9 protein-coding genes are annotated in these 12,777 nt (G+C 55.0%); all 9 read left to right on the forward strand.

Going from position 1 to position 12,777, the window contains the following annotated elements:
• Window positions 1-82: 82 nt before the first annotated feature.
• The 9 genes from ESZ91_RS08065 to ESZ91_RS08105 all read left to right on the forward strand — a co-directional run bounded on the left by ESZ91_RS08065 (window position 83) and on the right by ESZ91_RS08105 (window position 12,770).
• Window positions 83-550, forward strand: coding sequence for a MarR family winged helix-turn-helix transcriptional regulator (locus ESZ91_RS08065; protein WP_161971101.1), 468 nt, complete (start codon window positions 83-85; stop codon window positions 548-550).
• A gap of 40 nt (window positions 551-590) precedes the next feature.
• Window positions 591-3,293 (forward strand): ABC transporter ATP-binding protein/permease, encoded by a 2,703-nt coding sequence (locus ESZ91_RS08070; RefSeq protein WP_407923389.1) that lies wholly within the window; start codon window positions 591-593, stop codon window positions 3,291-3,293.
• Window positions 3,294-3,420: 127 nt separating this feature from the next.
• Window positions 3,421-4,335, forward strand: a complete 915-nt coding sequence (nadA, locus tag ESZ91_RS08075; protein WP_129225959.1) for a quinolinate synthase NadA — start codon at window positions 3,421-3,423, stop codon at window positions 4,333-4,335.
• Between the two features lie 2 nt (window positions 4,336-4,337).
• A complete protein-coding gene (locus ESZ91_RS08080) occupies window positions 4,338-5,615 on the forward strand; it encodes an L-aspartate oxidase (RefSeq protein ID WP_407923390.1) in 1,278 nt (425 codons plus the stop codon).
• Window positions 5,611-6,465 carry a carboxylating nicotinate-nucleotide diphosphorylase gene (gene nadC, locus ESZ91_RS08085; protein WP_129226287.1) on the forward strand — a complete coding sequence of 285 codons (855 nt, stop codon included), beginning with the start codon at window positions 5,611-5,613 and terminating at the stop codon, window positions 6,463-6,465. Before ESZ91_RS08080 ends, nadC begins: the two co-directional genes overlap by 5 nt.
• A 25-nt stretch (window positions 6,466-6,490) precedes the next feature.
• On the forward strand, window positions 6,491-6,994 hold the full coding sequence (locus ESZ91_RS08090; protein WP_129225963.1) for a transcription repressor NadR: 504 nt from the start codon (window positions 6,491-6,493) through the stop codon (window positions 6,992-6,994).
• A gap of 321 nt (window positions 6,995-7,315) precedes the next feature.
• Window positions 7,316-9,988, forward strand: a complete 2,673-nt coding sequence (locus ESZ91_RS08095) for a calcium-translocating P-type ATPase, PMCA-type (RefSeq protein ID WP_129225965.1) — start codon at window positions 7,316-7,318, stop codon at window positions 9,986-9,988.
• A 73-nt stretch (window positions 9,989-10,061) separates the two neighbouring features.
• Window positions 10,062-10,781 carry a microcompartment protein PduB gene (gene pduB / locus ESZ91_RS08100; protein WP_129226289.1) on the forward strand — a complete coding sequence of 240 codons (720 nt, stop codon included), beginning with the start codon at window positions 10,062-10,064 and terminating at the stop codon, window positions 10,779-10,781.
• A 24-nt stretch (window positions 10,782-10,805) separates the two neighbouring features.
• Entirely contained in the window at window positions 10,806-12,770 is a 1,965-nt protein-coding gene (locus tag ESZ91_RS08105; RefSeq protein ID WP_129225967.1) for a hypothetical protein, read from the forward strand.
• The last annotated feature ends 7 nt before the right edge of the window (window positions 12,771-12,777 follow it).

The raw sequence follows: 12,777 nt of genomic DNA on the forward strand, positions 1-12,777 counted from the left end.
TTCGTTTGACTTTTGTTAAGCAATTTAGTATCATAATAAACGATTAAGAGCTTAACAAATGAAGCGAGGAGGGGAGGCAAATATGTTAGATAATAATAAGACGATGCAGGAAATCTATTCGATCTGCAAAAAGTTCGAAGAGATGAGGCTGTTCAGCAAAAAGATCCCTTTCAACAGTTCGGAATTACAACTTTTGAAGCAGGTCGTCGTCGCGTCCGAACAAGGACAGAAACTGATCTCGAGCGAGATCGCCAGAAGGCTGGGCATCACGCGCTCGGCGGTTTCGCAGATGGTGAACAAACTGGAAGAGAAAAATATCGTGCGGCGCGTCGCGGACGAAAAGGACCGCAAAATCGCCTACATCGAACTGAGTTCCGACGCCTACAAATACTATGAAAAACTGCGCGGCGAAACCAATTTCTTTTTCGAAAAACTGATCGCCAAGATCGGGGAAAAGGAAATGGAAGATTTCATACGCGTCACCAATATTTTTATCGACGCGCTGAGCGAGATCAAGGACCAGTACGCGGAAACGATCCCCATCGTTTAAACGGACAATAAATAACGGAGAAATTATTATGGCAAAAGCAATGCTGAAACTGGAAAACATCGTCAAGGACTATAAAGTTGCCGATACCGTCGTGCACGCGCTCAAAGGCGTCAGTCTTTCTTTCCGCAAAAACGAATTCGTGTCCGTTCTCGGACATTCGGGCTGCGGCAAGACCACCCTTCTGAATATCATCGGCGGGCTGGATCACTATACGAGCGGCGATCTCGTCATCCGCGGTACTTCCACCAAAAATTACAACGACAAAGACTGGGACGCTTACCGCAATCACAGTATCGGATTCGTATTTCAATCGTACAATCTCATTCCGCATCAGACGGTTCTGGGAAACGTGGAACTTGCGCTCACCCTTTCGGGCATCTCCGCGGCGGAGCGCAAGGAACGCGCGCGGCAGGCGCTCGTGCGCGTGGGGCTCGAAGAACATATCGATAAAAAGCCCAACCAACTTTCGGGCGGGCAGATGCAGCGCGTCGCCATCGCGCGCGCCCTGGTCAACGATCCCGAGATCTTGCTCGCCGACGAACCGACCGGCGCGCTCGATTCGGATACCAGCGTGCAGATCATGGATCTCATCAAGGAGATCGCGGGCGAACGACTGGTCATCATGGTCACGCACAACCCCGAACTCGCCCAGCAATATTCCACGCGTATCGTGCGCCTCACGGACGGCGTAGTGGTGGACGACAGCGATCCTTTCGTCGAGGACGAAACGGGAGAAGAGATCGCCGCGCCGCTCGCGGAACAGCCCAAAGTCAAAGGAAAAAAACAGAAAAAGACGAGCATGTCTTTTCTCACCGCGTTCGGACTGAGCGGCCGAAACCTTCTGACGAAAAAGGGCAGAACGCTGATCACTTCCATCGCGGGCAGCATCGGCATTATCGGCGTGTGCCTCGTGCTCGCGCTTTCCAGCGGGTTCGGCGGTTACATAACCAGAACGGAAGAAGATATGCTTTCCGCCTATCCCATACAAGTGACCGAAACGACCATGGATTACGAAACCATCATGAACAACATGATGAACGGCATGATGAAACCCGACCTCGACCGCATGGACGATAAGGTGTACGTCAATTCTTTCCTTACGAAACTTTCCGAAGGCATGACGGTGAAAAACAATATCACCCGGGAATATCTCGATTACATTGCCGCCATGGATCCCTCGCTGTACGGCGCGATCCAGTACGGGTACGGCATGTCGCTCAACGAGAACTTATATACCGAAGTGGAGATCAATCCCGGCGTGCTGACGCCAGATACTTCGGACGATAAGGGGCAGAGCAAAAACTGGTCGGTCAGGGCGATCTACGATTATTACAGCATGCTGCTCAATTCCGACGCGGCCGCCGAATATTCTTCGATGGCGTCGCTCCTGTCCTCGCTGGGTTCCACATTCAGCAAGATGCCCGGCACGGACGATCTTACGTCCGACGATTACGGACAGTACGTGCTCTCCCAGTACGAGGTCATCGAGGGAAAAATGCCCGAGAGCGAGGATGAGATCGTGCTCGTGATCGATTCGAAAAACGAAGTCACCGACTTGGTGCTCGCGCAGTTGGGATTTTTGTCGCAGGAAGAATTTTTAGGCCTTTTCACCGATAAAGAGGAAGGGGAGGACAAAACGGACGAAGAGATCTCCATCGATTTCGAAACCGTGCTCAACAAACAATTTACTCTCTATTATAACGACACGATTTATCCCGATACGGACAAATCCGCCACCAATCCCACAACCGATAACATTGCAGACGTAGTCGCGAATTATTTCGGATTTCCGTATACTTACGCCTATGAACGCGATTCGCTCGATGCAAGCGAGAGCGAGGGTATCAATCTGAATATCGTCGGCATCCTGCGTCCCAAAGAGGACATGAATTACGGCTGCCTTTCCTCGGGGCTGAACTGCACCGAAGCGTTGGTGAACAAACTGCGCGCCAACAGTCTGAAATCCAAGATCATCGAGTGGATGACAACGGAAGGAAAGGGGATTGCAACGAGCGAATCGGGTACGGTCTACAAAGTTCCCTGCATAACCAATCTTATCAAATATCTCGCCTATTCGCTTGACGACTGGAAAGCCGACCCTCCCGCTACCCGCTATGAAAACGAGGAAGCCTGGAACAGCGCAATCCGCGCTTTCGGCGGCAACGATACGGCGACCTCGATCGCGCTGTATGCCAAAGATTTCGAAACCAAAGACAATATTCTCAATTATCTCGACGCCTGGAACGACGAACAGGAAAAACTGGGCGACGAGGGCAACGTCGTTCAATACACCGACCAGATCGGCTTGATGATGTCTATCGTGCAGACCATACTCGACGCGATCACCTATGTTCTGGTGGCGTTTACGGGCATTTCGCTCGTGGTTTCCTCGGTCATGATCGGCGTGATCACCTACGTTTCGGTGGTAGAGCGAACAAAGGAAATCGGCGTTCTGCGCTCCATCGGCGCGCGGAAACGCGATATCAAGCATGTGTTCAACGCCGAAACCTTTATCATCGGGCTGTGCGCGGGGCTCATCGGCGTGCTCGTGTCCTACGCGCTGTGCCTCATCGTCAACCTGATCCTGACGCCTCTCACGGGCATTGCGGGGCTGGCTTCGCTGCCCTTGTACCAGGCGGGGATCATGATTCTGGTCAGCGTCGTGCTCACCCTCGTATCGGGGCTGATCCCTGCGAGTGCGGCGGCGAAAAAAGATCCCGTCATCGCCCTCCGTACCGAATAATTTCATACGTTTGCAGGCGGCGCGAGTTTTTGCGCCGCTTGTTTTTATAAACGACGCCCGATTGTCTTGACAGTTGTCAAATTTTAGTGTATAGTATTTTGGATTCCATCAAAGGCAGGAAAAAATTTTGGAAAGTGTACAAGCGAAGATACAGCGGCTGAAAACCGAAAAAAACGCCGTGATACTGGCGCATTATTATGTGCCCGACGAGGTGCAGTCAGCCGCCGACTTTGTGGGGGACAGTTTTTATTTGGCGAAAGTCGCCGCCGAAACCAAGGCGGACGTGCTCGTATTCTGCGGCGTGCAGTTTATGGGCGAGAGCGCGAAGGTCCTCAATCCCGATAAAAAGGTGCTCCTTCCCGAACTTTCCGCCGATTGCCCCATGGCGCACATGGCGAGCATCGGACAGATCGAAGAACTCAAAAAGAGCGTGCCCGATCTCGCGGTGGTCTGTTATATCAATTCCACCGCGCAGTTGAAAGCGCACTGCGACGTATGCGTGACTTCTTCCAACGCGCTCAAAATCGTGCGCGCGCTCAAACAAAAAAATATTCTGTTCATTCCCGACGATAATCTGGGGCATTATATCGCGTCCTTTCTTCCCGAAAAGAAATTTTTCTTTTGCGGCGGCTGCTGTCCCATTCATGCAAACCTGCGCGAAAGCGCCGTGCTTGCGGCAAAGGCGGCGCACCCGCGCGCGGAAGTTCTGGCGCATCCCGAATGCCGCGCGGGCGTTCTCGCGCTCGCGTCGTACACGGGCAGCACGGCGGGCATTATCGAATACGCAAGGCAAAGCGCCTCGCGCGAATTTATCGTCTGCACGGAAAACGGCGTGCTGTTCGAGTTGAAAAACGCCTGCCCCGAGAAATTCTTTTATACGACCGAAGGCGGCATGTGCTGCCCCGATATGAAGACGATCACCCTCGATAAAGTGCTTTCCTGTCTGGAAAGCGGCTGCGGGGAAGTGACGCTCGCGGCATCGGTCGCGGAAAACGCGTTAAGACCTCTCAAAGCCATGTTGGAGATTGCCGAACGAAAATGAATATCGAAAAAAAATACGGCGCCGTCATCGCGGGCGCGGGCGTTGCGGGGCTGTTCTGCGCCCTCAATCTTCCCGCCGCTACAAAGGCGCTCGTTTTGAGCAAGGGCGCGCTGGACGAAAGCGATTCTTATCTCGCGCAGGGCGGCATTTGTATGCTGCGCGGCGAAGAGGATTTCGACGCCTACTTCAAGGACACCATGCGTGCGGGACATTTCGAAAACGACGAGAGGGCGGTCGAACAGATGATCCGCTCTTCTCCCGAGATCATTGACGATCTTATAGGGTTCGGCGTGGAATTCGCCCGCGACGAAACGGGCGCGCTGCGCTTTACGCGCGAGGGCGGGCACTCCCGTCCGCGCATTCTCTTTCACGACGACGTCACGGGCCGCGAAATTACGAGCAAACTGCTGCGGGAAGCGAGATCGCGCAAAAATATTTCCTTTTCCGAATATACCGAAATGCTTGACGTCGTCGAAGAAAAGGGCGTCTGCCGCGGCGTTGTCGTGAGGAAAGATTCAAAAATTTTCCCCGTCTATGCGGATAACGTCCTGCTCGCCGCGGGCGGCGTGGGCGGACTGTACGAAAACAGTACGAATTTCTCCCTGCTGACGGGCGACGCGGTGGCGATCGCACTTAAACACAGGATACGAACGCAGCACTTGAATTACGTGCAGATCCACCCCACCACCTTTTATTCGGAAAAGGCGGGCAGGCGCTTTCTCATCTCCGAATCGGTGCGCGGCGAAGGCGCGTTTATTCTGGACGGCAAGGGCGAACGGTTCGTCAACGAACTTTTGCCCCGCGACATCGTCACCGCCGCCATTTACGCGAAGATGAAGGAACAAAATCTGAAACACGTCTGGCTGGACGTAAGGCCGCTCGGCGAAAAGATGATCGCCGAACATTTTCCCACCATACGCGCGCGGTGTCTGGAAGAGGGATACGACCTGATGCGGCAGCCGATCCCCATCGTGCCCGCCCAGCATTATTTTATGGGCGGCATCGCCGTGAACGGGAAGGGCGAAACTTCCATGCCGCGCGTGTTCGCGGCGGGGGAGACCGCTTGCAACGGCGTACACGGCAAAAACCGCTTGGCGAGCAATTCGCTTTTGGAAAGCCTGATCTGGGCGAAACGGGCGGCGGAAACGATGGCTTTAAACGGCGTTTCCGACTCTATGCCCGCCGTTGATCTTTCCCGATACGAAAACTACGCCGCGCTCAAAGAAGAAAACCGGCGCGCGGTACTCGACGCAATGCAGGAGGAGGAACAATATGATTGACGAAATTACTTTAAAGATCCATGCGGACGATCTGATCTTAATGGCGCTCAAAGAGGACGTGACCAACGAGGACGTTTCGACGGCGTGCGTGCTGCCCGCATACGCGGAAGGCGAGGCGGATCTGATCGCTAAGGAAGAGGGCGTCATCGCGGGGCTCTTTGTGTTCGGGCGCGTGTTTTCGCTGCTCAGCGACCGCGTGACGGTGGAATATCTGAAAAAGGACGGCGACCGCGTGAAAAAGGGCGATCTTCTCGCCAAAGTGCGCGGCGATATGCGCGCCATTTTGACGGGCGAGCGCACCGCGCTCAACTATTTGCAGCGCATGAGCGGCGTCGCCACGTACACCGCGCGCCTTTGCGGTCTGTTGAAAGGGACGGGGATCCGCCTCGTGGATACGCGCAAGACCACGCCCAATATGCGCGTATTCGAAAAATACGCCGTGCGCGTCGGGGGCGGCGGCAGCCACCGCTATAACCTTTCGGACGCCATTCTGCTCAAAGATAATCATATCGGCGCGGCGGGCGGCGTGAAACAGGCGGTCAGAGCCGCCAAAGAGTACGCCTCCTTCGTGATGAAAATTGAGGTGGAAACGGAAAATATGCAGATGGTGAAAGACGCCGTGGAAGCGGGCGCCGATATCATCATGCTGGACAACATGACGGACGAGGAAATGCGCGAGGCGGTGCGCTATATCGACCATCGCGCGATCGTCGAGTGTTCGGGCAACGTCACCCTGGAAAATATTTCCCGCCTTGCGGATATCGGCGTGGATATCGTGTCGTCGGGCGCGCTCACGCATTCCGCGCCCATTCTGGACGTATCCTTGAAAAATCTGCATCCCGTACGGTAAGAGTAACGATGAGGAGGGAGGAAGATTGAACGGTGAAGAACGGCGGCGCGGGATCCTGAACGCTCTCGGTCAGGCTCCGCTTTCCGCAACGAAAATTTCCGAAAAATTCGGCGTGAGCCGACAGGTGATCGTGCAGGATATCGCCCTTCTGCGCGCGGGCGGTCACCCCGTCATCGCCACCAACCGCGGCTATATCCTTTCCGAAAAGCGCTGTGAGCGCGTATTCAAGGTGCGGCACACCGACGAAGAGACGGCGGAAGAATTGCTGCTCATCGTCGACGCGGGCGGAACGGTGGAGGACGTTTTCGTCAACCACAAGGTGTATGGGCGCATCAGCGCGGATATGCGCGTGCATGCGCGCGCGCAGGTGGAGGAAATGGTGGAAAAACTGAAAAGCGGAAAATCCACGCCGCTCAAACGCATCACTTCCGACTATCATTACCACACGGTCAGCGCCGACAGCGAAGCGGTGCTCGACGGCATCGAAGAGAGTCTCCGCGTGCGCGGTTTTCTCATACCTAAAGTTTAAAAAGCGGCGGAAAAGCGCAAAATCGTAAGGTGCGGAAAAATTTGGCGGCAACCTCGGCGATTTCGTTGACTTTTGCGCCGCCGTGTAATATAATAATAAAAAAATAACTCGTGAGGGAGTAGTTAGCGCCCGTAATTTCTTTTGGGCGTGGCAAGTCTACAACCCGTGCCGTCAGGCATAGGCTTGTCTTAAATAATGAGACTCATGTAACGCACAAAACGTTTACATGGGATCATTTTCGTCTTTTTTCGCTTGTTTTGAACTCATGTACGCGTCTGCGTGCGTGAGTTTTTTGTTTTTACCGTCGGGAGGTTAGTAGTAGTGGCATTTTTCAATACGGACACGGAGTCCGTGGTAAGAGATTTCGAATCAGACGCCCGGTCGGGGCTTTCGCCCGAACAGGTAAAGCGCAACGCCGAAAGATACGGCACGAACGAATTTACCCGTACCAAGCCCAAATCGCTTTTCCGCCGCATCTTCGAGGCGGCGACCGAGCCCATGCTCATCCTGCTCATCTTCGCCTGGATCATCACCATGGCGGTGAACATCGTGCGCGAAGTGCAGAACCCCGGAACGGGCGACTTTTTCGAGGTCATCGGCATCGTCTTTGCGATCGCCGTGTCCGTCGTCCTGACCGTGGTCATGGAAGGCCGCAGCGCCAAGGCGTTCGCGGAACTCAACAAGATCAAAGAGGGCATCGAGATCAAAGTAGTGCGCGGCGGCGTGGTGCAGTACGTTCCCCAACAGGAGATCGTCGCCGGCGATATCGTCTATGTGGAAACGGGCAACAAGATCCCCGCGGACGGCAGGCTTTTGGAAAGCAAATCCCTTCTGTGCGACGAATCCTCGCTCACGGGCGAGAGCATGCCCGTGGAAAAGAACGCGGACGCGGTATTCGAATCGGAAAACGTACCCGTTGCGGAGCGGGTAAATATGCTCTATTCGGGCTGTTTCATCACGGGCGGCACGGGTAAAATGGTCGTCACGAACGTGGGCGACAATACCGAGTTCGGGCTGATCGCGCGCGAGATCCAGACGGACAAGGGCGGTCAGACGCCCTTGCAGGAAAAAATGGCGCGCCTCGGCAAGGTCATCACCCTGATCGGTTCGGCGGCGGCTGCGCTCATCTTTATCATTCAACTCATCGTCCTGTGCGTGCAGGGGGCGGCATCTTTCGAGAGCGTGAGCAATATTTTCATCACCAGCATCGTGCTCATCGTGGCGGCGGTGCCCGAAGGCCTTCCCACCATCGTGGCGATCTCCCTATCCATCAATATCGCGCGCATGGCGAAACAGAACGCGCTCGTCAAAAAGATGATCGCCTGCGAGACCATCGGCTGTATCAACGTCATCTGTTCGGATAAGACGGGTACGCTCACCGAAAACCGCATGACCGTCGTGGGCGCGTATACCGACGGAAAGATGCGCGGCGCGGGCGAAACGTGCGATCCTCTCATGCTGCAAAACTGCTGTATCAACAGTACGGCGGATCTCTTCGAAAACGAGAACGGCGTCACCTTCGTGGGCAATCCCACCGAATGCGCGCTGCTCGTCAATGCCGAAAAGTGCGGGCTTGCCTACAAGGAAGTGCGCGCCGCGGCGAAAGTGTGCGACCTGTATCCTTTCTCTTCGGATACCAAAAACATGACCACCGCCGTGGAAACGGACAAGGGGATCGTCGTGTACTCCAAGGGCAGCCCCGAAAAGATTCTTTCCCTCTGTAACATGACGGAGAAAGAGCGCGAGAACGCGGAAAAAGAAATTACCGCCCAGCAGGAAAAGGCGTGCCGCGTGCTTGCCTTTGCGCATAAAGTCGTGCCGTCCCGCCCGAAAGACCGCGAGGACGCGGAGAGCGGGCTGATTTTCGACGGGTTCGCCTCGATCACCGACCCGCTGCGCGCCGAGGTGTACGACGCGGTCAAGACCTGCCAGAGCGCGGGCATCGACATCAAGATGCTCACGGGCGACAACATCGTGACCGCCTCCGCCATCGCGCGCGAACTGAACATATTGGACGAGGAGCATATCGCCGTGGAAGCGTCCGCGCTCGAATCGCTCTCCGACGAGGAGTTTTCGGACGTTCTGCCCAAGATCCGCGTCATCGCGCGCAGCACGCCGCTTCTGAAAATGCGCGTCGTCAAGGAACTCGAATCCAAGGGCAACGTGGTCGCCGTCACGGGCGACGGCATCAACGACGCGCCCGCCCTCAAAAATGCCGACGTCGGCATCGCCATGGGCATTTCGGGGACGGAAGTTTCCAAAGAGGCGAGCGATATCGTGCTCTTGAACGATTCCTTTTCCACCATCGCCACCACCGTCAAGTGGGGCAGGGGCATTTACGAAAATTTCAAGCGCTTTATCCAGTTTCAACTGACCGTCAACGTGTCTTCCTTTATCATGGTTTTCGCGTCCGTCATCATTCGTTTAATTATTCCGGATTTTACAATGCCCTTTACCGCGCTCGAACTTCTGTGGATCAATATTATCATGGACGGCCCGCCCGCGCTGACGCTCGGATTGGAGCCGATGAGCGACAATCTCATGAAAAACAAGCCCACGGCGCGCGGCGAGAGCATCGTGTCCGCGAAAATGCTGCGGCGCATCGTGCTCAACGGCGTTTACGTTTCCGTGATATGCCTTATGCAGCACCTTTTCAACTTCCTCGGCGTGCCCGAAGGGAACGAGGCGATGATGTCCTCCGTCATCTTTACGCTGTTCGTGTTGTTCCAACTGTTTAACGCCTTCAACTGCCGCGAACTCGGCAAAGAGAGCATCTTCAAAAATCTCTTCAAAAACAGACTGATGCTGTTGAGTTTTGCCGTCACGTTCGCCTTGCAGGTCGTCATCACGCAGTTCGGCGGGCTGTTCTTCGACACCGTGCCGCTGGATGCGCTCATGTGGCTCAAAGTCGTCGCGCTCGCTTTCAGTATCGTCCTTTTGAACGAATTGGTCAAACTCGTCGAACGCCTGTTCGGGAAAAAGAAAACAAATTAACAAGATCCCCCGATTTTTCGGGGGATTTTTTCAATATCTTGACTTTTATGATACAATCTGTTACAATGTGTTTATCATGGATGTGACTTCTATTTCCAAAAATTGCACGCGCACCGAATTTGTCGGGACCGCCGTTTTAGATACCATCGGCCTCGTCATCAGCGGCGCGGACGAACAATTGTTACGGCAGATGGGTTTGGGTATGAAATACCGCTCGCTCGGCGTGTACAGTTCGCGCACGGGCGCGGCGGGGCAACTCACCGCGCTGGACGAGGCGGTCAAGTCCACGAATACCGAAATTCTTTCCGTCGAACTGCCGCGCGACACGAAAGGCTGGGGCGGGCACGGAAATTACGCCGTCATCGGCGGCGATACGCCCTCCGACGTGAGAAGGGCGATCGAGATCGCGCTTTCGCTCACCGATAAGTATGCAGGGGAATTGTATATCAGCGAGGCGGGGCATCTGGAATTCGCCTATTCTTCGAGTGCGGGCAAGGTGCTCGAAAAGGCGTTCGGCGCAAAACTCGGGCAGGCGTTCGGCTTTTTGGCGGGCTCGCCCGCGTCCATCGGGCTGGTGATGGCGGATAACGCCGTCAAGGCGGCGGAAGTGGAGATCGTCAACTACATGACGCCCGACAAGGGAACGCGGCACTCCAACGAAGTGATCCTCGCGTTTTCGGGCAAAGCGGACAATGTAAAAGAAGCCGTGCTCTCCGCGCGGCAGTTGGGGTTGGAACTTTTGATCGCGATGGGGAGTTATCCGAACGTTCCGGGAACTTCCTATCTTGGATGACATATAATAAGGAAAGAGGGAATTATGAAAAAAATACTGGTGTTTTTGTTGGTCTGCGTGCTGGCGCTCGGTTTTGCAGGGTGCGCGGATAAAAGGATCGAGGCAAACCGCCCGCCGACCGATCAGGTCGAGGGCGGCGGCAAAGAGGACGAAACGGAAAAGCCGGACGACAAGGACGATGATTTTTCCGTGAGCGACACCGTCGAACTGTACAGTTGTACCTTTCGCGGCACGGCGGCAAAAAAGGAATCGTCTTTGCGGGCGGTTTCTTCCGCCGCGTATCTTAAAGAGGGCGACACGTTTTATATCGACGTGACGCTCATCGATCTGGAAGATACCGTCGATTTTATCTATACGGTCGTCATCAACGGGATCAAATACAGAAATTCCGACGGCGTGCTTGGAAATACCGAACGCGACCGCAAGGAAAAGACCGTGACGTTTTCCGTCGAACTCGTCTACGACGGCGTGACCGATACATACGGTATCGACGATATCGTCATCATGAGCGATCTTTCCATCCGTTATTACGTGACCATTGCCGACGAGTATAAGCCCGTCGTTCTTCCCACGCGCACGGGGGACGGCACGGAGGAAAATCCTTATCTCATCTACAACGCGGAAATGCTGCTCGATATGATCGAATATCCTGCGGGCACTTATTTCAGACAGGCGAACGACATCGACCTTTCCGCCGTGGATACGGGCGAAAAATATCAGAACGGCGAAAATGCGCCCGTAGACCGTTGGAAACCCATCGGCACGGCCGCATATCCTTTCCGCAGCCATTTTGACGGAAACGGCTTCAAGATCGCCCGCCTTTCCATACAGCGATTCGATTGGAGTTATCAGTCGGAAGGCGTCGGGCTTTTCGGCTATGCGGAAAACTGTGAATTCAAAAACGTGACCTTGGAAGATTACCGCGTCGAAGTGCGTTACACCCGCACGGTGGGCGCGCTCGTCGGTTTTGCGCAGAACTGCGTAGTGACCGACTGTAAACTGGTACAGGGCAGAAAAGAAAATTTCGAAAGCGGCAGTTGGTCGTTCAGCAATATGGGCGGGCTCGTCGGATTTGCGAACCAGAGTTATATAGAAGGTTGCAGCGTCACGAGCGATCTGGGGCTTTTCGGAGAAAGCCCCACGGTGTATCCGCGCGTCGGTATGCTCGGCGGCGTGGTGGGCGAATTGCGCCGGAGCGTCATGCTGAATTGTAAATTCAGCGGGAAAATAGAGAGCGGTATTGTCGCGGGCGGCGTCGTGGGGCGCTGCGACGAGGCGGTCATCGCGGGCTGCGAGAGCGACGCGAATATTTATTCCGCGCTGATCGCGGGCGGCATTGTAGGTCAATTGTGGCGCAGCAATCTGATGATGTCCGCATTCAGCGGCGTCATTTCCTTTCCCGAGCGGGCGGATATGCCCATCGGCGAATATACGTACTTCGGCGGGATCGTCGGGGACGCCGGGGTAGAATACGGTTCCTATTCCGACTTGCTCGACGGCGTGATGACAAAGAGCGAGATCCGTGGCTGTAAATTTTCGGGCGAGATCCGCAACGAGTCGTATATGGGCGATCTGTACCGCGCATTAGCGGGCGGCATATGCGCCAGATTGTACGATTGCGAAATTTCCGACGCGGAGGTATGCGGGGCTTTCATCATAGCCGACAGCGCGTTCGCGCTGGCAGCCTTGAACGGCGGCGGGGAAGGTTGGATCGAGGGATCCGTGGTCGGCGATGTCGATTTGGAAGCAATGTCGGGCATGGGCAGCGTAGCGGACGGCGTTGTTTGTCACAACGTTTATGTCGACAGCGAAAGTTACTTTGCCGACGGCTCCGACGCGGTTGCCATCGTCGATTGGCAAGCACAGGCGGAAAATATTCAACTTTCGGATGCATGGTCGCGCGGCAGCGGCAGACCGACACTCCTGTATGCGGGTATTCTTCCCGACGAAATTCTGCAACAAATCAAAGATATGATGCCTCCCGTTTAGGGGGCAT

The sequence above is a fragment of the Candidatus Borkfalkia ceftriaxoniphila genome (assembly GCF_004134775.1).
GTDB classification, from domain to species: domain Bacteria; phylum Bacillota; class Clostridia; order Christensenellales; family Borkfalkiaceae; genus Borkfalkia; species Borkfalkia ceftriaxoniphila.